The following is a 26,485-nucleotide window of genomic DNA, read 5'->3' as shown; positions in this document are numbered from 1 at the left end:
GGGAATGTTACAACCTCTTTGGTTGTTACTAACGCCTCTGATTTTGATTCTCTTTTGGCGTCGAAGAGACTCTGATGCGCCCTGGCCAGACCTACTGCAAAGAGAGAGAGTTCGTTACCCTCTTTATGGCGAACTGACTAATGAACAGCCGGAAGCATCGCAATACCAGCCTCGTCGTGAACGGCTATTGTTGATGTCGATGACATTATTCGTATTGGCTTTGGCGCAACCCGTTGTCTACCGTGACACCATTGAGCTACCAGATCAGAAAGATCCTGTAGACCTAGTGCTATTGGTGGATACTAACATCACGATGGTGCTGAAAGACTATTTTGACGGTCAACAGTCGATTGAAAGAATGAGCCTTACCAAAGAGCTCTTATCAGAGTTCGTTAATGGCTTTCAGGGTAATCGTATTGGCCTAAGTATTATGGGTAACCCTCCCTATCATTGGTTGCCGTTTACCGATGATCGAGACGCCGTGACACAAGCCATTGCTCGTATTAGGGTGACACTCGGCGGGCGTTTAAGCGACATGTCGGCTTCACTCAAGCTGGTCAGTGACAACTATCCAACGGATCTTAATCCTGTCGTTGTGATGGTGACCGACAGCGGTATGCAGTTGGGTGAAACCTCTCCACAAGCTGCTGCGAAAGCCCTAGCTGATGCCGGCTATACTCTCTATGTCATTGCGATAGGCTCGACTGAGCTCTCTCAGGAACAGAAAGCGCGTGCCGGATTTGTCTATGATCCCGTGGACCTCGCTCTGTTGGATGAAGTGGCTAAAGCGGGCGCCGGCAAGATGTTTCACGCTCTGAACATCGATGCTTTTGAAGAGGCTCTGCAAACCATTTCACGTGAGCAGACGACTCAGAATCGATCGATTAATACATTGCCCTTGGTGGAGCCGCTCTACCCCTGGTTTATTCTGTCTGGACTCACGCTGCTGATACTGATCTTTGTTAGGAGGAGCGTCTGATGGTTTATTGGCGCGAACCTCTTCTGCTATGGCTAATGCTATTGCCATTGGCGATTCTCGTTATCTCTACTGTTAGAGAAAAAAGGAGACTGACACAGCTGGTCGATGATGAGCTGCTCCCTTGGGTTCAGCCACCCAGTCGCTCTGGACAGGAGGGGTTAAAGCCGCTCTTATTGTCATCGGTTTGGGCGCTTTTGATCCTCTCATTAGCGGGACCTAGAACCCCCCAATTCATACCAAATGATCTTACATCAGCGCAGGATCGAGTCATTATCCTGTTGGATTATTCAGACTCCATGCGAGCGATAGATGCGCGAGGTCTTCAGGGTGTGGTGCCTCGCATAACTGCAGCCACCGAGCTGGCAAACTCTTGGCTGGACCCTGATGTACAGATCGTTGAGACAGGTCTATTAGCTTTTTCTGGCAGTGCACACTGGCTATTAAAACCGACCATGGACAGTCATCTAATCCAACATTTTCTAGCTCAAGGTGATGAGTTTTATCTGCCCACTCTTGGGAGTAACCTAGTTGAGGCATTGTCGGCCATTCGGTCTCTGCCAAGGGGGCCTGATACAAAAAGCCATATAGTGCTTTTAACGGATGGAGATGTGGCTCTGGAAAACAGCGAGAGCATAGAGTCCGCTCTAGTATCCCTGCATGCCTCTATGCCGATGACACTGAATCTAATCGGGTTGGGCGGTGGAGAGCCTACTCAAGTACCCGGTCACCCTTCGGCAAACACTCAAATGAACATCACCTTTCTTAAATCGCTGGCGTCACTGCATCCTGATTTTAGCTACAGGACACCGGAATCCTTGTTAGGGCAGCCCTTGCTAAAGTGGCTAAATATTGAGTCTAGGCGTATCACTCCAGAGAACTACGCCCGAGTTGTCTGGTCTGAGTGGTTTTCGATACCGCTATTGATAGCACTTCTGCTCATAGTCGTTCTCATTCATCGTTCACCAACGAGGTGGTCGAATGGTTAGTCTAAAACGAGCTGCGCTATTCGGTTATGGCTTACTTTTGCTGTTAGTGATGCTGACCTATTGGGTGGTTCCGCAGTTTATTGAACCTTCGAAATATGAATCACAGTTTCAGCAAGCAGAAGCCTGCTATCGTCAGCAAGATTGGGAGTGCGCGCAGCTCAATTTTGCGTCGGCTGTCTGGTCCTCTGAATCGAATATTGATCGTGGGATTGCACTGTTTAACCTGGCGAATACTCACTTCTACCGAGGCGAATACACACAAGCTAAGTTGCTCTACCAAGAGGCAGAAGAGTTTGGGGTGGATGCGAAAAAAATAGCGGTGAACCTAGCCTTTGCGCGTTCACTCGAAGCATCAATGAAGCAGCTGTTATTGGATATTCAAAAGAGTGCCGATAAAGCCGATTGGCATAACGCTTCAGGTAACCTACCGATCGACCTTTTGGATCAGGTGGCCGAAGGTGTCTACCTTGGTGTCAGTCAGGAGCTTCCGGAAAATATACTTAACCTATCGGCCGATCAGGTCAAACCCCTGTTAATGGCCTCCATCGATCAGCATTTAGGCAGGCAGAGCGAGCTGGAGTACCAGCCACGCTGGATCAGAACTGAATCGACCGACTCCGGAACGACTGCAGAGTTATTGAGTCGTGTGATGCGCCTTGAGTTAGATTTACCTAATAGCATCGATCCAACTCCTATCAAAGTGGAGGGGGAACGGCCGTGGTAAAACTGTTATTGATGCTCGTCTTCAGCATCGGGCAGCTTCATGCTGCCAACTTGTCTATCCTGCCTGAAAAAGATCAGATCGAGCAGGGCCGCTCTGTGATAGTCAATATCCTCTATGTTGGCCCCACCTCGCCAGATGAGTTGAATGTTAAGCGTTGGCAAACTCAGGTGTTTACAGAAAAAGGTTATCGTAAAGAGAGAGAATTGCCCGATGGGCAGGTAGAAGTAAAGCAGCGCCTTACACTCTTTCCAAGACAATCAGGTCTGCTAACCTTGGGCCCCCTAGCATTGGGTGGGGCTAAATCGCAGCGTTTTAATCTGATGGTGACACCTGCGGTGGTTAATAATGTAGACATTACACCTATCTGGGACACACTGCCGGAACAGATCTGGCAAGGCGAATCCATTGAGAGTTGTGTGAGTATGCCGTTATCTGAGCAACGCAACCGTATTAAGATTGAGTCGCTGGAAATTCCGGGAATCTCTACAGTGCAGACACTATCCAGAACAGGTTTATTTGAGGAGCAGCTCATCGCAAAACGGTGTTGGCGCTTCTCTGCCCAACAGTCTGGAAATTACCTCATTGAGTTACCACCCATTATCCAACGAGGGCGTGGCCGGTGGACTTTCTATCTACCAGCTCAGGTTATTGAAGTCTTACCTCTGCCAAGCTATCTGCCAAACAGCATCAGTATCGGCAAGCCGAATATTGAGGTACAGCAGGGTGAGCTTGGTTGGCGAATCAGTGTCCAGGTGGTTGCAGGGTCTTCGGCGCAAACCTTATGGGGTGTAAGAAGTGCGCTAGCCAGAGCGATGGCTATTTCTACAGATCAAATCATAGATTCTGAGGGTGAATTTTTTGTCCCATATAAGCGCTGGTCGTTTGGCCAGATTGTCACAGTAAAACTCCCTTTTTTTAATACACTAACGGGGCGATTAGACACAGTTGATCTGCTGCTTAAAGCGCCCTGGAAATTACCAATGACCGCCATTGTGCTCTTATCGTTAGTCGCTGTCGCTATCCTCATTAAAGTGACTCTTTTAGCGGGAGCATTTAGGCAAAGAAGAGAAAGAGTGCAGGCGTTTAAACGTGCGATCTACTCAGCAACGACGGCTGATCAGCTTAGATCACTCGTGTTAGCCTGTGGTTGTGCTGGGGCAGAGCGTAGCGAGCGTTATAAAACCCTTCAACACTGGGCCGATGCGCAAGGTGATCAAGAGGCGACTTGGCTAGCTCACAGCATTAACCAATTGGCTTTTTCTAAAAGCGATCAAGCGCCTCTTGAAGAGATAAAACGAACATTGATCAATCGATTAACTCTCTAGTTTGTTAACCGGTTGATCACAATTTTAAAGTTCACCCTCTGCTCTTAGCATTTCTATATCCCAATTTATTTCTAAATTGCCATATCAATTGGCACAAAACCTGCATTGTTAATTACAAACAGTCTTCAATTTCGAGATTTATGACTGAAATAGCAATTGAGGTTTTTAAATGCATCCAAATGATGTTGATCCACTACTAGAGTCTTTACTGGCTTTAGCGCGTATTTATGGCATCACCGCGACTGAAGAGACTCTAACAGCGGGTCTACCTCTAGTGGATGATCGGTTAACACCGTCAGTTTTCCCTCGTGCAGCTGAACGTGCCAAATTGACGACACGTATCGTTAATAAAACCTTGGAGGAGATGACAACTAACCATCTTTTGCCGGCTATTCTGTTAACAAAAGATAATAAAGCACTCGTATTGCTTGGTTGGAGTCAGGATGAAGATGAAGTAGAGGTGATCCTTCCTGAACTAGGTCATGCCAAATCGACGATCAGCCGATCTGAACTAAATGCCATTTACACGGGCCACGCCATTTTGGCGCGTCCCGTGTTTCAAATAGATAACAATCTAAAATCAAATCGTCTTAAACAGCAAAAAGGACACTGGTTCTGGTCAGCTATTCGCGAAAATAGAGCAGTCTACCGTGATGTCCTGTTGGCAGCCCTGTTTATTAATCTCTTCGCATTAGTTGTTCCAATATTTACCATGAACGTCTACGACCGCGTTGTACCAAACCACGCCGTTGAGACGCTGTGGATGTTGGCGGCCGGAGTAGGGGTTGTATTGGTTGCTGATGCCTTTTTGAAAACGATCCGCTCTCACTTCTTGGATTTGGCATCTAGGCGTGTTGATGTGCGCCTATCCGCACTGATAATGGAACGTGTTTTAGGCTTACGCTTAGACGCTAAACCCAACTCAGTGGGCTCTTTTGCCTCTAACTTGCGCTCATTTGAATCGGTGCGAGAATTCATTACCTCTGCTTCAGTAAATACCCTAATAGATCTGCCATTTTCGATTATATTTCTAATGGTCATTGCCTGGATTGCACCGCCTATTGTTATTCCTGTCGTAGTCGCGATTGGTTTAGTTGTTCTGTATGCGTTAATCACGCAATCACGTTTACGCCGTTTAACTGAAACCATGCACGTAGCCAGCGCCATGCGGAACTCGACACTGGTTGAATCCCTGGTCGGCCTGGAGACCCTAAAATCAATGGGTGCAGAGGGGCGTATGCAGCGAAAATGGGAAAGCACCACCTCTTATATTGCACGAGTGGGTATTCAGCTGCGCAAACTGTCCACCTCTAGCATCTCATTTACTCAGTGGGCACAACAGGCCTGTGTCGTAGCTGTCATCGTTTATGGTGTCTATTTAATAACGGCTGCAGAGCTGAGTATGGGGGGGTTAATTGCAGTTAATATGCTTGCGTCCCGTGCTCTGGCCCCATTCGCGCAGATGGCAGGTCTCATACTGCAATACCACAATGCAGCGACTGCTCTGGATTCGCTAGAAGAGATTATGTCGAAACCGGTTGAACGAACGGAAGATCGTCAACTGCTTACGCGTGATCACCTTAAGGGTGACTTGGTATTCAGCCATGTGAGTTTTGCTTATCCAGATTCAGAGGTTGGTGCTTTGAGGGATGCTTCATTCAGCGTCAATCAGGGTGAAACGGTTGTTTTGTTAGGGCGCGTTGGTAGCGGCAAATCAACCCTGCTTAAAATGGCGATGGGCCTCTACACCCCAAGTGAGGGGGCTGTCACTATCGATGGTATTGACCTTCGCCAGCTAGATCCCGCCGATCTTCGAACTCGTGTTGGGTATGTTCCGCAAGACGCCGTGTTATTTCGTGGCACCCTGCGAGAAAACTTGATGCTCGCTCAGTTGCATGTAACCGATGCAGACCTCATGCAGGCGGCTGAAATGGCCGGTATTGATGAGTTTATAAAACACCATCCCAAGGGCCTCGATATGGAGGTTGGTGAGCGCGGTGAAGCGTTATCCGGTGGTCAACGAAAAGGCGTTGTTTTGGCCCGTGCTCTCGTCCATCGGCCTAATGTCCTGTTCATGGATGAACCGACAGGTTCAATGGATCATTCAACAGAAGCCACTGTGGTGAAAAATCTAACGGAGTATCGTAAAGGTAGAACACTTTTCCTGATTACTCACCGAACTTCACTACTCGACTTGGCTGATCGAATCGTTGTGTTAGACAGCGGCAAAGTGGTTGCGAATGGTCCGCGCGACAACGTGATCGAAGCACTGAGACAAGGCAAAGTCGGGAGGGCTTCTTAATGAATGATCGAAAAACGGAAAGCCAACTTGAAGCGATAGATGAACAGTTTAACTGGGGAGCTGATGTAACCCGAGCCTATGCTGATCAGTCTCCTTTACGGTTACGTGGTTTGCTATACCTATTGATGCTGATTGTGATTGTGTTAGTTACTTGGGCGCACTATGCAAAAGTAGACGAAGTAACGAGGGGGGAAGCTCGAGTCATCCCCGCTCAACAAGTTCAGATTATCCAATCGCAAGATGGCGGTTTAGTACAAGACATTCACATTAAAGAGGGGGATGTGGTTGAAAAAGGTCAGCTTTTAATCAGCTTAGATCAAACCCGCACCGGATCTCAGTTACGTGAAAGTCGCGCAGAACTCCTAGCACTGCTTGTAAAAGCTGAGCGTTTAACGGCTGTTGCGAACGGTACAGATTTTTCGCCGACCGAAACGTTAATCAAACAAGTGCCAACCATCGTTCAACAAGAAAAACAGTTATTCACATCGAATATCAATCGTTTAGAGACGATAAAGACAATTGCGAGTGAGCAGCTGAATCAACGTCGGCAGGAAGTTGATGAGCTGACAGCACGCCGTAATCAGTTAGTAGAATCGCTAAAACTGGCTAAGCGTGAATTAGAAGTAACGCGCCCCCTAGTCAAAACCGGTGCAGTGTCAGAAGTGGAGTTACTTCGTTTGCAGCGTGAGGTAAATCAGTTCAGTGGTGAATTAGAACAAACAAAATCACAGATTCAACGTTCTCAATATGCCATTACTGAATCTGAAAACAATTTACGTGATGTTGAACTCTCGTTCTTCAATGAAATTCAAGAAGAGCTGGCAAGGACAACTGCCCGAGTAAATGCCCTTACTGAAACCGATAACGCACTGTCAGACCGAGTCAACCAGACTCAGATCTATTCACCTGTTGCCGGTACGGTAAAACAACTCTATTTCAATACGCGAGGGGGTGTTATTAGCCCGGGCCAAGAGATAGCAGAGATTGTACCGTTGGATGATCGCATGTTGCTGGAGGTCAAAATTCAGCCACGTGATATCGCCTTCTTACGCCCCGGCCAAGAGACGATCGTTAAGTTTACCGCTTATGATTTCGTTATTTACGGCGGTCTAAAAGGGGTCGTTGATCAGATAGGTGCCGACAGCATTATCGATGAGGAGGGTAACGCCTTTTACAACGTAACGGTTAGAACAACAGAGTCGTTTAACCGAGATGACATGCCAATCATTCCGGGCATGGTGGCTGAAGTGGACGTGTTAACGGGCAAAAAGTCAGTACTTAACTACCTTGCTAAACCTATTTTGCGTGCCAAACAGTACGCCCTTACGGAGCGCTAATGGATAGTCTTTTTTTCGGCTACCGCAATGGCCTTCGTGAAAATTGGAAAACCGCTTTTCCGAATGCTCAATTTGGAATCGATACGACGGTTAGTTTGCCATCAGCCTTGGTTTGGTTGGATATTAGCGCCTTTGAAAACCAAGATGCAGCCCCCTGGGTAGCTTCGTTTGTTGGTGAAGGTCGTAAAGTTATCGTGCTGAGCTCTTCACCCAACGATCAACAGGCCTATAGTATGATGAGTATCGGAGCTTCTGGATATTGTCATGCACTGGCAGCGGCTAGTCAGTTACAAGAGGTCGCTGATGTCGTTAGAAAAGATGGTCTTTGGGTTGGACCAGGCGTTTTACAACGCATCATAGGTGTTTCTAATAAAGTAGCCTCACTAAGATCAAATAAACCATCGCTTCACCCGGCTTTATCGGTTTTAACCCCTAAAGAGCTAGAAGTGGCGGCAGATGTGGCTGTAGGGTTAAACAATAAAGAGGTCGCTGAAAAGCGCTTTATGTCAGAACGAACTGTGAAGTCTCATCTTACGTCAATATTTCACAAGCTCAACCTGCGCGACCGCGTTCAGCTCGCCTTGCTCATGAATGGCTTGCCTTTTAAAACAGAGCACGCCAGTTAGTGTTTTAGAACTAATCATCCAAACAATACATTGGCACGTTTCCTGCTAGCCCTACTCAAATCAGAAGTTTATTTCTGCCCAAAAGTACGATGTAGAGAATCCCTGCTCAACCTAGTATGAGCTTAAAGAACTCTATATAGCTCTCTTAGTAGGATTACATTATGGCCAACCCAGTTATTGCTACCGTTCAATCAGTTACAGCGCCTATTTCTGTTCGCGATGAGGCGGGTTCTCTTCGTCAACTGAGTGTCGGTGATCAACTTCGCCTTGGTGATTTAGTGCTCACTGAAAGTGGACAGGCAGCTAATTTGCTAATGACCGATGGCACGGTTGTCACCTTAACGGGTGCTAAAGAGACACTCGTTTCAAATGATCTTATGGCAACCACAGCGAGTTCTGCGGAAGAGGCTGTTATTAGCGAAGCTAGCCTAGATCAGCTCATTAACGAGGTTCGCGATCAAGTAGCTACTAACACGCCAGAAGCGGATCAAATCCTAGCCGCGCTGCAAGGGGATGGACCCTTAGATGACTTGCTCGAAGAGACCGCAGCAGGTTTGACAGGTGAGGGCGAAGGGGAAGGCCACTCTTTCGTCATCTTAGATCGAATTGATGAGCAAATAGAGTTAGCACTCACCACAACCACTCCTTTTATTGTCACAGAAGAGCAAGAGCCGTTCGAAGGAGTGCAAAGCGCAAGCTTTAATCTAACCACTGAGAGTGATGTTGCGCCGAACATTGCTCAATTTACCGACAATTTTGTCAATGGCGTGAGCTACACTACCTCGTCTGGACTAACGGGATTAACGGGTGATGCGGGTGAACCTGGTTCGTTTCGTTACAACGATGGCGATACCATTACCTTCTCAATAGGTGCTGTCATCATTGCTGAATTCTCAGCAGACCTCATTCAAGGACCCTACCTGTTTATTCAGGACTTAAAAGGTCTATCGCTTTCAGAAACTAATGATCAGTTTGTCGAGAACGTCGCTATTTTTCTTCAGGCATTAGATTCAGACCTTGATGATGGCAACAACATAGATGGGCTTCAGACTCAAGACATTAGTGCTGAAGAAGCTTCAGTTGCTTTCTCTAATTATATTGAGATTACCGCCGCGATTCGCACCCTGTTCGAAAACTATGTCGATCCAGCAACAGGTCAGGCACTCAACTTGATGAACTCAGGTAAGGGGCAGGTTTCAGATGCGCTATCCAAAGCCGGTGTCGAATTTACTGCTAAGTCAGAGATGGAAGGCGTCTCTTATGAAGTAAACAGCGCCAATGGCGGAACGGTTGTAATCGACGAAGATGGAAACTTCACTTTCACGCCAAATGGTGAATTAAGCGGCGAGCAGGCATTCGCTTATACCGTCACTAACAACTCGGGGGATACTTTCGAGATGACGCGAGTAGTTAATCTATCTGACACAGATACATTAACAGGCAGTGTGCGCATGAACAGCTTCGAGACGCTTGCCATGCAGCACGTAGTGGACACTATCAGCGAACTAGCCGGTGAACGCGATCCCGAAACCATGGACGCTCGTACCGAAGATACCTGGGGATGGTTTGAGGAAGGCACAGAGTCTGACCGGGTTGTAAATTACAGCACAGCGCCTGAAACACTTGAGATTGATGACTCTGGAATCAAGTTCGTTGTAGATGCTTCAATGCTCGCTTATGGCTACGTACCTAAACAGATTAACGACGACTCCATGATGAATAACATGGAGCTGTCTGATGTTAGTGTTCGCCTGCTCGATAACGATGGTGCTCCCATCGCAAACAGAAGCCTGTCAATTGAGTTTGATGCCGAAACCAAAACAGGTGTCGTTACACTTTCCGCAGATGATGAGACGAGCCTTGATGACTTAGCGGCTGAAGTGGAAGACGGTCTCCTAGAGAACCTAGCCTTTGATTACACCATATGGGATTGGACAGTACCCGTAAAAGTTGAAGGCGCTGGCGCTATAGACGCTTACAAGTCACACCTATCAGCTAATCCTGCTGATATTGTAGAGGATGGTGTTTACAGTCAATTTGTGGTGAATAGCACACTCGCTTTTGATGAGGCGCAAAAACTGACGGTTAAGTTCTCTCCAGAAGGGAGTGGGACTGATTTTGCAGAGTACTCAGACGACTTCTCAGTCCCTATTCAATATCGTAATGGTGATGGCGAGTGGGTGGATATGCAGGTTCTGGACGAAACCTACACTCGTGCAGACTATGATAAACCACTACCAATCTTTGAATTTGAACTGGCTGCAGGCTCAACCGCTGTAGAAATTCGAATTCCCGTCTTCGATGATCCCTACATCGAAAGCACTGAAATTATCGATATGTTGGTAGAGGGTGACAACTTCTATTCAGAGAACATCCAAGCAAAAATCATAGATAACGATACGGCCAACACAACACCTATCGTTGAAGTAAACTTTGCAGTGGTCAATGAAGATGACGGTTACGCGACCCTAACGTTCAGCCTAGTCGATCAAGACGGTAATTTAGTAACCGATACATCCGATACGACGATCACCTATCAAACAGCTGATTTGAGTGCCAAAGCAGGATTGGATTACACCGCTATTCCGAATGATGGCGACACAGGAACAGCGTTGATCATTGCGGGAGAATCGACGGTTACTATTCAAGTGCCAATTATTGACGATTCAATAATTGAGCAAACCGAGTTTTTCAAAATTGACGTTCTATCGGTTTCAGACAATGCCGTACTGGGTGATCCTGAAGCCTCAGTCCGTATTTACGATAATGATGGCATGACCATCACAGGTGATGCGCAACAAGAAGGTACAAACATTACCTACACGGTCGTTCTACCATCAGAGCTACCATCGGGTGAAAAGACCATCACCCTAACCCCAACCAATTCAGGTGCAACCGCCTCCGTACATGACGACTATTCGTTAACCCCAGTGTCTGTCACCTATACAGATGGCGATCTGAATACCCAAACCATCTCAGCCAACAGTGATGGTTCATTTACTCTCCCTGACGCGGTGACTACTTTTCAAGCATCTTACTCAACGGTTTTTGATAACACACCCGATGGTGGCGCTGACACACCTCGCGATGAGTTCGCACGTTTACAAGTGCAAGTTGAATACCAAAGTGGCCCTGAAACATTAACAGTCACTGGGCTGGGTGAAGCTACTATTTTGGATGCTAATTCACCTGAAGCAGATTCGGTTGAAGTGACAGGGGGCGAAGATGATTCTTTCATCACCATCACACTCGTCGGCAGCGATATCGACCTCAATGACAGTATTGAAACCTTCACTCTAGACAACTTGCCTGCAAACGGTACTTTGTATACTGATGCAACACTGACCACATTAGCTGTTGCAGATACGAGCTACGCTGCGAGTGATGATGAGCTAACTCTATATTTTGTACCAGATGAGAATTGGAACGGCGAAACTAACTTTAATTTCACCGCAAATGATGGTGAGTTGGATTCAGAACCAGCAACGGCAACGATCAAGGTCACGCCAGTCAATGATCGTCCTACAATCGACGTAACAGCGGCTGCGACGTTCAACGAAAACGATGCGGTTGTAGGTCAAACGGTTGCGACGTTCAGTGCGAGCGATGAAGAAGATGGCACGTTGACGGTTGCTGCTGGAGACGTGACGTTCACCGGTACGACGAACAGTGCAGGTTACTACGCGTTCGATGGTGAGAACGTTGTTCTAACCCAGGCGGGTGTGAATGCAATCAATGCAGGCACGACGCTACCAGCGGTTGATCTAACGGCGACGGACAGCGGCAGTAAGACAGCCAATGCTAATGCGACACCAACGTACACAGCACAGAACGATGGTCCAACCATCACCGTGACAGCTGAAGCGACGTTCAACGAAAACGATGCGGTTGTAGGTCAAACGGTTGCGACGTTCAGTGCGAGCGATGAAGAAGATGGCACGTTGACGGTTGCTGCTGGAGACGTGACGTTCACCGGTACGACGAACAGTGCAGGTTACTACGCGTTCGATGGTGAGAACGTTGTTCTAACCCAGGCGGGTGTGAATGCAATCAATGCAGGCACGACGCTACCAGCGGTTGATCTAACGGCGACGGACAGCGGCAGTAAGACAGCCAATGCTAATGCGACACCAACGTACACAGCACAGAATGATCCATCCGTACTTACTGCAGACACAGCCACAACCAAAGAAGACGTCGCCGTATCTGGAAATGTTCTAGAAAATGACTCTGATGAAGACGACGTATTATCTGTCGCTTCTTTCTCAATTTCGGGTGAAAGCGGTACGTTTACCCTCGGCTCAGATTATTCTATTTCTGGTATTGGTGTATTAAATCTTGCTGCAGACGGTAGTTACATTTTCACTCCTTCAACCAACTGGAATGGTTCAGTTCCACAAGTCACGTATACAACTAATACGGGCATTAGCTCTATCTTGGATATCACTGTTGATCCTGTTGCTGACTATGTCACGGGTTCAATGCAGGTCAAGATAGGCAGTGAGCTAACTTACGATATTACAGGCGAATTTGACGGATCGGATTATGTGACCGATTCAGGTGTTATTTTCTCGCCGGGTGATGGAACATCTCTCAATATCAGTGGTGGACTAGGTGTGGGTGTTGATTCTAGTAACGGCAGCGCGGACAAAAACAGGATAGATATTGGCGAAACCGTTCATGTGAATTTTGATAATGTTCAAGCGCCAATGAGTTCATTCACGGTATTCACTAAGAACACTAACAAAGACACTTTGTCATTTGATGTAGGTTTAAATACGACAGATATGGATTCGAGTGACTTTAGTTTATCAGGCTCAATGGCTCCCCAGACGTTAGATTTTCTTTCTTCGAACGGAAATACCGAATATTTTAAAATAGAAGTGACTGTAACCGGATCCTCAGGTGAAGTAACCTTTGATGCTGGCTTTGGTGTCGATCAGGCAGATGAGGAGTTGGTTTTTGATCACAGTGATAATTCGTGGTCACTGAGTACACGAGATATTTCAGCCACTGTCGGCACTATAACCAGCGTTGTCGTAAGCATTGATATTGATGGCACTAATGTGAAATTAAATCAGGGGGGTGATAACTTCGGTCTAAATTTCGATGATCAGACTCTAGCTACTATGGTTATTACTAATACCGATGAGTTTGGAAATTCAGGCGATGGCTATCAGATTGATGACTTGATATTCAGCCCGGGTACTTATTACAGTAAAACCTATGCGATTGATATCAGTGCACAATTGGTTGAATCAGTGGATGAGAGTTGGACGGGTCCGGTTATCTTAAGTGGCTTCCCTGAAGGTAGTATTCTTTATTACCTTGATACAAACGATGTAGCAGTAGAAATAGCATCTACTGGTAATACGGGTGAAGAGTTCTTGATTGATTCTACTGTCTACGATGCTATTTTGGATAACTCATTTGACGCAGTTAGTGATTCATTTGCAGACAAGCTTTTCATTAATACCCCTGAAGCATTAGATCCTAATTTCATTCCAGATTTCATTGTCTCTACTTCAGAAAGTGGCGTTACTGATGCGCGCTCAATACTTGGCGGCACGGGTAACTCAACATTTGTGGGCTCTGATAATGGTGACAATATTGATGGTGGTGCAGGTAATGACACTATCATTGGCGGCAAAGGCGAAGATACTTTAACTGGCGGTATTGGCGACGATGTCTTTGCTTGGAATTTAGCCGATGCTGATGGTAGCACTGACACCATTACTGACTTCGGTACAGGTAGTGACGTCATCAATATTGCAGATCTGTTTGATAGCGATAACAGCTCATCGTTGGCCGAACTTCTGAATGGAGATGGTAACAATGATCTTTCTATCTCTGAAAATAGTGATGGGGATGCTGTTATTTCCGTTAGTGCTTCTAATGGTAATACTCAAGATATTGTCCTATCTGGGCTGTCTGTTGATGACATAACTTCCGGTAATTTTGGTTCTTACAATGAATCTAACGATCTGGAAAATGTCATTAATGATCTAGTGAATTCCGGCAAACTCATCATCGATTAAGGAACCCGATAATGCCCTACATTAAGCGAAATGAACGTGGTGACCTGGTGGCTGTGTCTCAAGAGGTACTGCCTGGGTTTATCGAGTCTACTGCGTCGGATGACAGTGAGGTTTTGGCATTCAGCTCCTCTATCGCAGGGCAAGAGCATGTTGAGCTTAGCCGCTCGGATCTAGACTTTGTTCGTGTGTTGGATGACGTGATTGAGCTATTGATGGCGAAGAATGTGATTCAGTTTACAGAGTTGCCTGATGCGTCCCAAGCGAAGATGTTGATGCGTCGTCGCTTGCGTGATGGTTTAGATAACACGCTAGACATCTTACCGGCTGATGAAAAACTGTTTCTAAAATGATTCGCATTTTGCGAGTTTACGTGAGAAGGGAATCTTCAATCTAAACGCTTATGATAGCCACCTTAGCTTATTCGCTAAGGTGGTTTTTTGCTTCTGGACCTGCACCTGCATCAAGCCCGAGTTCGTTAAGGATATTCCACTCCTCAGCTGTTTCAACCATAGCAGCTATGGCCGTTAAGCCTATTGAATGAACTACCAAACATAGGGCGCGAATCAGTGTCTGGTTCTGGGTGTCTTTATCGATATTATGAATCAAAGAGGCATCTATCTTCACATAATCTAGACCTAGATCATGAAGTGCACTGATCCGCTCTATATCTTGTCCTGCTTGTTTTATACCTACACGAACACCCATGGGTTTTAGTGTGTTAATAAACTCTTTAAAAGCGGCCATTCGTTGATGAGCCCCGCGTTCTGGTATCTCAATAGACAATCGACTAGCTGCTTTGGGGGATGCTTTGAGTGTATTGGTAAGCCATTGTCTGAAATGAGTATCATCTATGGATGTGGGCATCAAATTTACAGCCAAAGTATGGTCGCTGCTTTCAAGTGTTTTGATGGCTTGCTCAATGAGTGCTCGGTCAAATTCAGTGGTACGTTTTAATCGTTGTAGCCATGGAATAAATTCACCGGCTTGGATAAGTGAACCTTGTACGTTAAGGCGAGCGGCGGTCTCGTGATGTACTAAATTGCCATGCACTGATACGACAGGGAACTGAGCTAGACTAAATGAATTCTTATTGAAGGCATCGTTTATCAGTTCACTCCAGTGCCCAACACTGTTATTACTCTGTTCATCGCTGTGACTAAACGCCTCTATGATTAAGGGGTCTTGAAGGGATTTTATTTGTGCCTCTTGGAGTTTGGTATCCAGTAAAGTCATAAGTTCCGCTAGTGTGTTCCTAGGCGAGTACTGTGCAGCGCTCATGGGAATAGTGTCTAGGCTACGTAGATCAAGTTTACGTACTAAATCTTCAAGTTTTTGCTTTAGCTCAGTGGCTAAATGGCCCAGGTTTTCATTACCAGTGGCTAAGAATGCAAAGTCGGACCCGTTTAGTCGGCCTGCAGCCCATTGGTTATTTTTCACAACATAATCACCAAGAACCTCACCGATGTTAGCAAGCAGTTTGTCAGCCTGTATGCGACCGACTTCGTGGTTTATCTCTTGTAGTTTTGCTATTCGGAACAGTATTACTGCCCCGTTAGACGTTTCGTCATCATGGCTTAATGCTGCCGATAATTTGTTCATAAACGGCTCGCGATTGAGTGTCTTGGTGACGCCATCTAACTGTGCATGTTTACGCCACTGTTCCAAGCGTTCTGTCTCTTGTCTTAGCATCTCTTGAATACGTTGAGATAGGCTATTCATTGATGAAACTACGGACTTGAATTCACGCGTTTTAGGCTCGGGCGTTGTGATGAAACGACGTTCGCTTATGGCTTTTGCTTGGTTGACAACGCTTGTTAACGGTTGAGTAATAACGCGCAATAATAGGCTGCCTAAGATTCCAGCGACCGCAGCGGCAATGACAAAATAGCCAATCAGTTTTTGGGTGCTAGACCAGAGTTCAGTGTACGCAAAGCGGTTATGACTCTCTAACGTCAACATGCCTATTTGTGTCCATCCATCTTGAATCGCTGCTACCCCTGGCTGTGCATTAATGGGAAAAAATTCAATAAACCATTCAGGCGCTTCCGTTACGCTGGAGTTATCTGTGCGCTCTAGCAGAGTAATGCCATCTGCTCCTGTTATTTTAATTTCCCTATAAAAGCCGGTATCGAACTGCGCAGCCAAAGTCAGCTCAAGCATGACAGGATCCGCTTGTGATCGGCTCAAAGACAGCGCAAGGGCGTTGGCGTTGTCTGAGTTTTTAATCGTGAGTTGTTTCTCTAAATAGTTTTTTGCAGACATACTACTCACCACAAAACTGCCGCCAAATGCTATGGCCATAAGCAGGATGATGCCAATCCATAACTGTTTAACTAATGACATAGCCAAGCTCCATTGGGTTATAAGAGGGCATTACTGAATTCCCTCTTTTTGCATTCGTTCAATTAAATCGCTCCAGCGCGATAATTTAGAGGCTGGATCATTTGACGCGGCCGAAGTAGAGGTGCCGACCCAAATGCCCGCAGAATTAAAACTAAACACAGGAGTGAGGTCTGAGCGGTTACTGGCCGCTTTTATATCGGGTATTAAGTTATCCAGAATCAGTGGCTCTGAAGTGGATTTCTCGTAATAGCTCAACACCATGTGAGCTTGGCTAATTGGGCTATTGGTGCCGCCTATTTTGGCTTTTACGTAGAACAAGCGTAGATGCTCCATGGGCATCCCAGCTAATAAAAGCGTGATGTATTTAGCAATCGTAAAATCTTCGCAATCACCTTTTAAAACTCCCATGGTTTCTAAAGGGGTAGCCCAGTAATCACTCTCTTTCCAGTTATAGATGTCATCAACAAACAGCACGCGTTCGTTAAAAAAGTCGTTGACCGCCTCTAGCTTTGCTTCATTTTTTAGAGGGGTTAACTCATTAATGAGATCCTGCCAGTCTTGGACCGTTGCAACGGCTTGGTCGCCGTAGCGCACTTTGGCGATAGTTAGAATCCCATCATAGTCTGTATTGGCCAGAGCGGTGGTAAGTGTTACTGCACATAACACGCCTGCAAATTGCTTAAGCAAATTGCTTGTCCAGTTCGAATAGAAAATTGGGCGCGTAAGAGTCATAAAACTTGGTCTGATGCCCTTTAGTATAAATGTTAGCAATTTGCTAAAAGTTGGCCTGTAATTTGCATTGGTATTACAAGACTTCTATACATCCAATATAGACGCTGTGTGACATTTATACCAATGCAGCAAGACCATTAATTGAACAGGTACCTAGAATGCGTCAAATAATAGCGATCTCCTTATTATTTAGCTCCTTATCCTTATCCTTTGCCTTAACCGCTAATGCGAACAGCACTTTTGACAAAGTAATCAGTGAAGCACTGTTAAATAATCCAAGTGTGAACGCCGCTTGGTATAACTTTGAAGCAGCAGCAGAAGAGCAACGTTCGGCTGAGGGTGGTTACTACCCTAGTATCGATTTAGATATGGATGCGGGTACTCGCTGGTCGAAAAGTCCTGGAGCGGATTTGGATGATTACCATCATTCAACAGCAACGCTTACGCTGACACAGATGATATATGACGGTAACGAGACACGTAATCAGGTGGCTCGTTTAAGTCATGAACGCCGCGCCCGTTACTTTGAATTCAAATATGAAACTGAGCAAGCGGCTTTTCAGGCGGTTAATGCTTATGTTGATGTCGCACGCGAACAAAAACTCTTAGCGCTAACCAAAGAGAACTACGTAGAGCACCGTAAGATTTACGATCAGATCTTAGAGCGCGTAGAGCAGGGCGTTGGTCGTGGCGTGGATTTAGAGCAAGCCAATGGTCGATTAGCTTTGGCAGAGACTAACTTATTGACAGAAGTTGCTAATTTGCATGATGTGTCTGCTCGTTACCAGCGCATGACTAACCTACAGCCAGAGGATAACCTTGAAGATATTACCCTGAATACAGATCTGATAGGTTCGGATGCTAATAGCGTCCTAAAAACGGCCTATCAAGAACACCCCTTCTTAATGGCCAGTACTGAATCAGTCATGGCGGCTCAGGCTGATAAGCGAGTGCGTGAAGCGGCAAACCAACCTAAATTGGATCTGCGCGTACGCGATCAGCACGAGAGAAACCGCTCCGGGAACTCTGGAAATTATCGGGATATGGCGGTTGAGCTTGTACTCAGCTTCAACTTATACAACGGTGGGGGCGATGCAGCAGCTATTCGCCAGTACCAAAAGGCAGCGGTCAGTGCAGAGACTGAACGTCTTGCCGCCTGTTATGACATTCGTCAGGAAGCAATGGTTGCCTTCAATGCAGTTAATAATTTGCAAAGCCAGATAAGCCTGCTAGAGCAGAACACCCTGTCCATAAGCAAAGCACGCGTCGCCTATCGAGGGCAGTTTGATATTGGTCAGCGCACATTGCTTGACCTTCTTGATACTGAGAATGAGTACTTCGAAACGCGTCGAGCATTAGTTAATGCACAGAGCGACCTGACGATTGCTAAGGCAAGAACACTTTCTGCAATGGGTTTGCTGGTAAGATCGTTTGATGACCGATCTTTTTTACGTGTTGCAGATGATGTTCAGGCGCCGTCCAATGAGGGTTATAGCCTTTGCCCTGAACAGCCTTCACGACAATATTCGATCGATCGTGAAGCGCTTCTAACGGAGGTTATGAGTGGCCAATAGCTTTAAAAAGTGAAGAGGCTCTTTTATCACTAAAAATGCAGAAAAGCAGCCCAAGGGCTGCTTTTGATTGGTAAAAGAGGTTAGGTTAACGCGGCTATCCTAGCCTCTAGGATGCGATTGAAAACGCTTAAAGTTCGCCTTTGATGACAATGTCATCTTTTGAAACGGAGGCAATGTCACGATGCCCCATAAAGGCCATGGTCAATTCTGCCTCTTCATGGAAAATCTCTAACATCCTTGTCACACCGGCTTTACCCATAGCACCAAGGCCATAGACCATAGGACGACCGACCAATACGCCTTTAGCGCCCAGTGCGCGAGCACGTATCACATCTTGGCCAGAGCGAATACCACCATCCATCCAGACCTCAATTTGATCGCCTACAGCATCAACGATCTCAGGTAGTACGCTGATCGATGAGCGAGCACCGTCAAGCTGACGGCCACCGTGGTTAGAGACGACAATGGCGTCGGCACCTAGTTCGATACACTTCTTCGCATCTTCAGCTTCTAGAATGCCTTTGATGATCAAAGGGCCATCCCAAAGTTCACGGAAGAACTTCAAGTCGTCCCAATCTAGGTTGGGATCAAAGGATCCAGCGGTCCATTTCATTAGATCGTTCATGTCATCAACGCCGGTCGCACAGCCTTGGATGTTGCCAAACTCACGATTTTTAGTCCCCAACATGCCGAATGCCCAGCGTGGACGACGTGAAATATCTAAAATGTTAGGGATAGTCAGGCGGGGAGGTGCGGTCATACCGTTGCGGTGGTCTGCGTGGCGCTTACCTATCATCTGCAGATCCAGTGTAACAACCAGAGCGGAGCAGCCTGCCGCTTTGGCACGTTCGATCAGCTTCTTAGTGAATTCACGATCTTTCTGAACGTAGAGCTGGAACCAGAAAGGCTTGGTGGTTGCTTCAGCGACCTTTTCAATAGAACAGATGCTCATGGTAGACAGAGTAAAAGGGACACCAAATGCCTCGGCAGCTTGTGCCGCTTTGATCTCACCATCAGCGTGCTGCATACCCAGAAGTCCAACCGGAGCCATCGCAACCGGCATGGAGACATCTTGTCCTACCATCTGAGTCGCTAGAGTGCGGGGTGCAAGATCACGCGCCACCCGTTGACGGAACAGAATTTTGTTAAAGTCAGAGTCGTTCATTGCCAACGTCTGTTGCGTCCATGATCCAGACTCACAGTAGCCTTGGAACATTTTAGGGACACGTTTGTGGTAGAGACGACGTAGATCAGATAGTTCGCAAATGATACTCATTGAAGGGCTCCTTAACTTTTTTTGCACTCTATCCTGTTGCAGAGTACTCTTGCAGAAAATAAACACCACTTGTCAGACCAGTTATGTCGATCACTTCTTCTCTGTTATCGCTATTGATGGATACCACTCGAGCAGGCGAAACCCTTCCGTCTGAGTCAAGGTTGGCCGCTCACTTTTCAGTATCACGAAGTGCGATCAGGGAGGCTATGTCAGAGTTGCTTGCCGCCGGTCTGCTCATTAAACAGCAGGGACGTCTTACTCGTCTGGTTAACCCCTTAGAGAGTGTGGTTCTTAATTTACCGGTGAAAGCGGAGCCGACATTGAATGACGTTAGGGATGTGCTTGAGTTAAGAGCTTTTATTGAATCTGTGGCCGCTGGATGTTGTGCTGAAAACGCTTCGAAAAAGCAGATTGCAATCATTCGATCTGAGTTCGAGAAGATGCAGCTGCGGAGTCAAAAGAACACGACATTGATTCGTGCAAAAGCGGATCTTCAGTTTCATATGCTGATCGCTAAATACAGCCACAACCTCGTAGTCGCTAGTTTAAGCGAGCTCTTCTACAACCGTTATTTTTCTTCTATTTACAAGGCCTTAGATCTAACACTTAAACGATATGGGCGATATCCTGAGAGGATTAATCCACAGCATCAGCAGATATTCTCGGCTCTTGAACAAGGGGATCGGTTAGCCGCGCAGGAGGCGGCAAGAGAGCATGTGCTTTACACACGCTCTTTGTTAGCGTTCGCCCGTCAATAGACAATTCTTTTATTCCATACTGTTAAGCTTTCTTGTGAACTTTATGAACAAAATGCTGTTTATAGAATTAATAATCCTTATCGCCACAAGCTTTTTCTTAAGAGTTGATTTTTTTAAATTCCCGTTAACTGTTCATCAAACTGCGATGTCAGTGTTCATAACAAGGAGAAGAAAATGAAACTAGCAAAAATTAAATTTCTAGCAGCAGGCGTTGCAATGAGCGTTGCCTCTTCTGCAATGGCGGCTGAGTGTATTGCACCTGCTAACCCAGGCGGTGGTTGGGACTTCACTTGTCGTCAAATCGGCAAAATCATGCATGACATCGGTGCCGTTAAAGATCCCGTTCAAGTCACTAACATGGCCGGTGCAGGCGGTGGTCTAGCGTACGCGCACGTGGTTAACGAGCGTAACGACGACGGTGATCTTATTGTTGCTGCTTCAACAGCTACTGCAACGCGTCTAGCTCAAAACGCTTACTCAGGTATGACGTCTGATCAGGTTCGTTTCCTAGGTGCTATCGGTGCTGACCCTGGCGTTATCGTGGTTGCTAAAGACTCGCCATACCAGACTCTGAATGAGCTTCTTGATGATGTTATTGCGAACCCAGGTAAGCACGCCTTTGCCGGTGGATCAGCTGCAGGCGGTTACGATCACCTTAAAGTCCTAATGGCACTGAAACGTAAAGGCTTCACGGATATCCGTAAGGTTAAGTACATTGCTGTTGATGGTGACGCTGATGCGATCACTCAGACAGTTGGTGGCTTTACGTCAGCAATGACAGGTGACATCTCAGGTGTTGTAAGCTTCATCAAAAACGGCGACGTTCGCGTACTGGCTTCATTCACTGACGAGCGTATCGAAATTCCAGGTCTAGATGCTGTGATTCCAACGGCTAAAGAGCAGGGTATCGATGTTGTCGCGGTTAACTGGCGTGGTCTGTACACTCCAAAAGGTGCGTCTGAAGCTTCTTACAAGCAGTGGTCTGATGCGCTAGCTCAGGTTGCAGCCTCTAAAGAGTGGGCGGACGCTATGGAAGCAAACGGTCTTGTTAAGTTCACGAAAGTGGGCCCAGACTTCCAGAACTACCTAAACGGTGTGATGCAGGAAGTACAAGATATGTCTAAAGAGCTTGGTGTAATCAAGTAATGACAGATCGCATAACGGGGTTGATCGTCGTTGTGCTGGCGCTCGCGTATTTCGCGGGCGCCACTCAACTGCAAGAGCCTTTTTTCTCTGATCCTCTCGGCCCAAAAGCCTTCCCGATGATGATTGCGTCGGTAGCGGTAATCTGTGGTCTTGTGATGATCATGAAACCGGATCAAGAGCCAGAGTGGCCAGGTTTAACAACCTTTATGCACATTGGCTTTGCAGTTGTAGCGCTGGTTTTCTATGCCTACACACTTAAACCGCTGGGTTTCTTAGTTTCAACCGCGATAGCCGGTACCGCTGTATCCTATCTGATTGAAGCTAGAGCAAAAAATGCTGTGGTGACTGGAGTGCTTTTCTCAGGAGCGCTGTTCCTGATCTTTAAGTTCATCTTCGGTTTAAGTCTTTTCGCGCTACCGCGCTGGTTGATGGGGTAGGGTATGGATATCTTTGCAAATTTGGCCATTGGTTTTGATGTGGCGCTCTCGCCATTTACCCTGGCCCTTGCTATAGCAGGCTGTATCCTTGGAACGATGATCGGCTCTCTGCCGGGTCTAGGTCCATCGAACGGTGTTGCGATACTAATTCCTTTAACATTCTCATTTGGTCTAGATGCAACTCAGGCACTGGTGTTAATGACGAGTGTTTACTACGGCGCCATGTACGGCGGTCGTATCTCTTCGATTCTTCTGAATATCCCGGGTGATGAGCCGGCTATGATGACCTGTCTTGATGGGTATCCAATGGCCAAAGCAGGTCGCGCCGGAGATGCGTTGGTACTCTCAGGTGTCGCTTCGTTTGTCGGTGCACTGTTGGCGACCATTGGTTTAATGCTGCTTGCGCCGTTGTTGGCTCGTGTGGCTTACCAGTTCGGCCCGGCCGAGTACTTTGCGCTCTACATGCTGGCCTTTGCCACCTTAGGTGGTATCGGTTCTAACAACCAGGCTAAGGCAGCATTAGCCGTCTGTATCGGTCTGGGAATCGCGACTATTGGTGTGGATGCTTCAACGGGTATGACTCGCTTTACCGGCGATAACATGCACCTGTTTGATGGTATCGACTTCTTGGTAGCCATCGTTGGTCTTTTTGCGGTCTCTGAAGTACTGGTGTTTATTGAGTCACACGGTAAAGACTCTGCCATAGGCGTGAAACTAGAGAAAGTACGTATTCCTTGGGCTGACATTGCTCGCACTAAATGGACCATGCTAAAGGCAACAGTGATCGGCTTTATTGCAGGTCTATTGCCGGGTGCAGGTGCTTCCTTGGGTAGTTTCTTGGCGTATATGCAAGAGAAGTCATCGGTACGTGACAACTCGCAGTTCGGTAAAGGTGATCCACGTGGTATCGCTGCACCAGAGGCCGGTAACAATGCGGCGGCAGGGGGTGCGTTAGTACCTATGTTGACGCTAGGTGTTCCGGGTTCAGGTACAACAGCCGTTCTGCTAGCACTGTTGATGACGTTGAATATCACCCCAGGTCCCACGTTGTTTAACGATCGACCTGAGGTGGTTTGGGGTTTGATCGCCTCACTACTGATTGCCAACGTTGTACTGTTGGTGCTTAACGTCCCAATGGTGAAGATGTTCAGCCGAGTGCTACAGGTATCCCCTGCGATTCTGCTGCCAGGTGTGACCCTGGTTGCCTTTGTCGGTATCTACTCACTGACCGGTAGCTACTTCGATCTACTATTGATGATTGGCTTTGGTGTGCTGGGTTACCTGCTTCGCAAGATGGACATTCCTTCAGTACCGGTGATTCTGGGTATCCTGTTGGGTGGTCACATGGAAGTGAACCTGCGCCGTGCGATGGTGCTTTCTGATGGTGACTGGACCTATCTGTTCAGCAGTAACATCTCAGTCGGTCTATGGATTGCTGCTGTTCTTGGCTTCCTAGCGCCGTTCATCTTCCGTGGCAAATTGAAACCACCTACGCAGAGTAGCTAACCACGACAGGTTGGTAGATGCTCTAATAAAAAACGCTGATAAGACTCAGCGTTTTTTTGTTTATAGCCCTTTGTAGCGCCGTTCAGGTCGGCCGACCGTGCCATAGTTAATATCGGCATTGAGTCGCTCTTGTCCCACTAGATATTCCAAATAGCGTCTCGCGGTGGTGCGGCTAGAGCCAATGCGCTCGCCTACCTGTTCTGCACTTAAAGAGTCATGACTCTCCCTGAACACCGCAACGATTTTATCCAGTGTAATCTGGTCGATCCCCTTGGGTAGAGCTTCAAGTTTAAGGCTGCTGTTTTTGCTCTCTCTGTGACGCGAGAGCAGTTGATCAACATCTTGCTGAGACAGCTCGTTAGCTTGATTGGTAAGGGTGGTTTTATGTGATCTGTACTGGTTTAAGGCGCCAGAGAGTCGATCAAAAACTAAGGGTTTCAGAACATAGTCAAACACACCCAGGCGCAGAGCCTCGGATAGGCTATCGACCTCTTTAGCGGCTGTAATCATGATGACGTCGGTTTGTGAGTCCCCTGAACGCAGGGTTTTAAGAAGATCTAAACCGCTTCCGTCAGGGAAGTGGATGTCTAACAGCACAAGATCCGGCTGGAAAACGTCGAGCATATCTTGTGCGTCTCGGGTTGAGTGGCTAATGCCTATGACGTCAAAGCCATCGATGCGCTCCACAAAACGTCGTTGAATTTCAGCAATCTGTGGATCATCTTCAGCGATCAGTATTTTCAATGTATCAGACATCCTTGCCACTCCTTGGTAGATAGAGGGTAAAACGGCTTCCGCCTGAGTGTGAGGCCTCAACAGTAATGTGGCCACCTAGGGCCTCTATGGTCTCTTGCACTAAAAATAGTCCTATGCCGCGACCTTCGCCTTTGCTGCTGACGCCTGAGGTAAATAGGTTGTTGATCTTGTTGGGATCAATACCCTCACCGTCATCTTCGACCTCAATAATGATATCCGAGCCCATATCGGTCATTGATAGACGTACCTCTCCGGAGTGGGCCGAAAGTGAGGCATCAAAAGCGTTATCAATGAGGTTGCCGATTAACGTCACCATCTGCTGTGATTCAATATGAGACGGAAGTTGGTGAAGCTGTGAACCCTCATCAATCTCAAGTGTCAGCCCTAGTTCATTCGCGCGATTGAATTTTCCGAGTATACAGCCTGCTACGACCGGATCTGCCACCGACTCTTTTAGCCAGGTTAATAGCTCCTGGTGCTCCTTAGTCTCCTGCCCAATAAGATCGAGCGCTTCCTGCTTGGCATCTAAGCTGATAAGACCTGCAATGGTGTGCAGTTTATTGGCGTATTCATGTGCTTGTGAACGAAGTGCTTCAGCATACTGGCGAATGCGGGTTAGCTTTCGGCTCACCTCCGTCAACTCATCTTTCGGGCGGAAGCTGGCAACCACACCCACCACCTGGTCCTCTTTAACGATGGGTAATCGGTTAATGATCAGCTGTCGGCCGTTGACGAGAGTCTCTCGGTCGTACTCGGCTTCACCGGTCTCAAGCAGCATGGGCATTCTTGAATCGGGAAGCACCTCACTGAGTGGGCGTCCTGAAACATCTTGATCATCAATCCCCAGTGTTCTCAAGGCTGCTCGGTTAAAGGTGGTGATTTCACCTTTTGAGTTAATGGAGATGATCCCTTCTCGAACCGACTCTAGCGTGGCGTTTCGCTCTAGGAATAGGGCAGCGATCTCGTGAGGTTCAAGGTCAAAAATGGCAGACCTAAAACGGCGTGCAATCCACATGGCCAACATAATCGATACCAAGAGTAGGGCAAAGGTGCCTACGATGACGGTGCCTTGATAGTTAAAGATGGTCTGGTCGATGGTTTTGGTTAAATAACCGACCGAAACCACGCCGACGATCTTACCCTGATCATCCAGCACCGGTGTCTTGCCTCGGATTGACTCCCCAAGGCTGCCAACGGCTTTAGAGATGTAGCTCTCACCGAGTTCCAGTGCGCGATAGTTATCACCACCCACCATCGGTTTTCCGATGCGTTCTGGTTTTGGGTGAACGAGACGTATGCCGTCAATGTCGCCAATAGAGATGAAACTGGCGTCGGTTGCTAATCTGAGGTCCGCTACAATGGCTTGGACAGCGTCACTATCACTGCGACTGACAGCGTCGCGAATAGAGGGGGTTTGAGAGATCATTGACGAGAGCTGCAGGGCGCGTTGACCGATCTGATCTTCGAGTGAATCCGCTAGATATCTTAGGGTGAAAATTCCCAACACAATCGCCTGCGTCAGGATCAATAGACTGACCAGTAGTGTTAAGCGGGTGCTGATTTTAAGGCGAGGTGCTTTCATCCCTGTGCTCTTATCATTTTTGTTGTCGCAATGATGCCACGATGCTTGATAAAAATCA

At 47.1% G+C, this 26,485-nt stretch carries 19 protein-coding genes; 14 read left to right on the top strand and 5 right to left on the bottom strand.

All coding sequences use genetic code 11. From position 1 onward, the window contains the following. Positions 1-4: 4 nt before the first annotated feature. From XMD579_RS06810 to XMD579_RS06770, 9 genes are all read left to right on the top strand, one after another. A complete protein-coding gene (locus XMD579_RS06810; protein WP_173494504.1) occupies positions 5-979 on the top strand; it encodes a VWA domain-containing protein in 975 nt (324 codons plus the stop codon). Next, entirely contained in the window at positions 979-1,965 is a 987-nt protein-coding gene (locus XMD579_RS06805; protein ID WP_173482066.1) for a VWA domain-containing protein, read from the top strand. Before XMD579_RS06810 ends, XMD579_RS06805 begins: the two co-directional genes overlap by 1 nt. After that, on the top strand, positions 1,958-2,689 hold the full coding sequence (locus XMD579_RS06800; protein WP_173482065.1) for a hypothetical protein: 732 nt from the start codon (positions 1,958-1,960) through the stop codon (positions 2,687-2,689). Before XMD579_RS06805 ends, XMD579_RS06800 begins: the two co-directional genes overlap by 8 nt. Beyond that, positions 2,683-4,014, top strand: a complete 1,332-nt coding sequence (locus tag XMD579_RS06795) for a hypothetical protein (protein WP_173506121.1) — start codon at positions 2,683-2,685, stop codon at positions 4,012-4,014. Before XMD579_RS06800 ends, XMD579_RS06795 begins: the two co-directional genes overlap by 7 nt. Positions 4,015-4,183: 169 nt before the next feature. Continuing rightward, a complete protein-coding gene (locus XMD579_RS06790) occupies positions 4,184-6,316 on the top strand; it encodes a type I secretion system permease/ATPase (RefSeq protein WP_173506120.1) in 2,133 nt (710 codons plus the stop codon). Then, positions 6,316-7,653 (top strand): HlyD family type I secretion periplasmic adaptor subunit, encoded by a 1,338-nt coding sequence (locus tag XMD579_RS06785; protein ID WP_173506119.1) that lies wholly within the window; start codon positions 6,316-6,318, stop codon positions 7,651-7,653. Before XMD579_RS06790 ends, XMD579_RS06785 begins: the two co-directional genes overlap by 1 nt. Further along, positions 7,653-8,279, top strand: a complete 627-nt coding sequence (locus XMD579_RS06780; protein ID WP_173506118.1) for a response regulator transcription factor — start codon at positions 7,653-7,655, stop codon at positions 8,277-8,279. Before XMD579_RS06785 ends, XMD579_RS06780 begins: the two co-directional genes overlap by 1 nt. 161 nt (positions 8,280-8,440) lie before the next feature. Beyond that, a complete protein-coding gene (locus XMD579_RS06775) occupies positions 8,441-14,317 on the top strand; it encodes a retention module-containing protein (protein ID WP_173506117.1) in 5,877 nt (1,958 codons plus the stop codon). 11 nt (positions 14,318-14,328) lie between these two features. Further along, positions 14,329-14,667, top strand: a complete 339-nt coding sequence (locus XMD579_RS06770) for a hypothetical protein (RefSeq protein ID WP_173506116.1) — start codon at positions 14,329-14,331, stop codon at positions 14,665-14,667. A gap of 67 nt (positions 14,668-14,734) precedes the next feature. Here the strand turns inward: XMD579_RS06770 and XMD579_RS06765 are convergent, their stop codons facing one another. Further along, positions 14,735-16,660 carry an EAL domain-containing protein gene (locus tag XMD579_RS06765; protein WP_173506115.1) on the bottom strand — a complete coding sequence of 642 codons (1,926 nt, stop codon included), beginning with the start codon at positions 16,658-16,660 and terminating at the stop codon, positions 14,735-14,737. Between the two features lie 30 nt (positions 16,661-16,690). Beyond that, on the bottom strand, positions 16,691-17,347 hold the full coding sequence (locus XMD579_RS06760; RefSeq protein WP_217364091.1) for a transglutaminase-like cysteine peptidase: 657 nt from the start codon (positions 17,345-17,347) through the stop codon (positions 16,691-16,693). A 203-nt stretch (positions 17,348-17,550) separates the two neighbouring features. Here XMD579_RS06760 and XMD579_RS06755 point away from each other — a divergent pair, with 203 nt between their 5' ends. Further along, positions 17,551-18,966 carry a TolC family outer membrane protein gene (locus XMD579_RS06755; RefSeq protein ID WP_173506113.1) on the top strand — a complete coding sequence of 472 codons (1,416 nt, stop codon included), beginning with the start codon at positions 17,551-17,553 and terminating at the stop codon, positions 18,964-18,966. A gap of 127 nt (positions 18,967-19,093) precedes the next feature. Here XMD579_RS06755 and XMD579_RS06750 read toward each other — a convergent pair whose 3' ends face one another. Beyond that, positions 19,094-20,242, bottom strand: coding sequence for an alpha-hydroxy acid oxidase (locus tag XMD579_RS06750; RefSeq protein ID WP_173495475.1), 1,149 nt, complete (start codon positions 20,240-20,242; stop codon positions 19,094-19,096). Positions 20,243-20,325: 83 nt separating this feature from the next. Between XMD579_RS06750 and XMD579_RS06745 the strand changes: the two genes are divergently transcribed. The 4 genes from XMD579_RS06745 (at position 20,326) to XMD579_RS06730 (ending at position 24,089) form a co-directional block, all read left to right on the top strand. Further along, entirely contained in the window at positions 20,326-21,000 is a 675-nt protein-coding gene (locus tag XMD579_RS06745) for a FadR/GntR family transcriptional regulator (protein ID WP_173483497.1), read from the top strand. Between the two features lie 174 nt (positions 21,001-21,174). Beyond that, the gene (locus XMD579_RS06740) at positions 21,175-22,146 is read left to right on the top strand and encodes a tripartite tricarboxylate transporter substrate binding protein (protein ID WP_217363566.1); all 972 of its coding nucleotides are present in this window, start codon (positions 21,175-21,177) and stop codon (positions 22,144-22,146) included. After that, positions 22,146-22,583, top strand: coding sequence for a tripartite tricarboxylate transporter TctB family protein (locus XMD579_RS06735; RefSeq protein ID WP_173482061.1), 438 nt, complete (start codon positions 22,146-22,148; stop codon positions 22,581-22,583). The genes XMD579_RS06740 and XMD579_RS06735 overlap by 1 nt, the downstream gene beginning before the upstream one ends. A gap of 3 nt (positions 22,584-22,586) precedes the next feature. Beyond that, on the top strand, positions 22,587-24,089 hold the full coding sequence (locus XMD579_RS06730) for a tripartite tricarboxylate transporter permease (protein WP_173482060.1): 1,503 nt from the start codon (positions 22,587-22,589) through the stop codon (positions 24,087-24,089). 60 nt (positions 24,090-24,149) lie between these two features. Here XMD579_RS06730 and XMD579_RS06725 read toward each other — a convergent pair whose 3' ends face one another. Beyond that, positions 24,150-24,845, bottom strand: a complete 696-nt coding sequence (locus XMD579_RS06725; protein ID WP_173482059.1) for a response regulator — start codon at positions 24,843-24,845, stop codon at positions 24,150-24,152. Continuing rightward, a complete protein-coding gene (locus XMD579_RS06720; RefSeq protein ID WP_173506112.1) occupies positions 24,838-26,427 on the bottom strand; it encodes a sensor histidine kinase in 1,590 nt (529 codons plus the stop codon). The genes XMD579_RS06725 and XMD579_RS06720 overlap by 8 nt, the downstream gene beginning before the upstream one ends. Between the last annotated feature and the right edge of the window lie 58 nt (positions 26,428-26,485).

This window comes from Marinobacterium sp. xm-d-579, assembly GCF_013282935.1.
GTDB lineage: Bacteria > Pseudomonadota > Gammaproteobacteria > Pseudomonadales > Balneatricaceae > Marinobacterium_E.
This window is presented reverse-complemented; position numbering and strand designations above follow the sequence as displayed.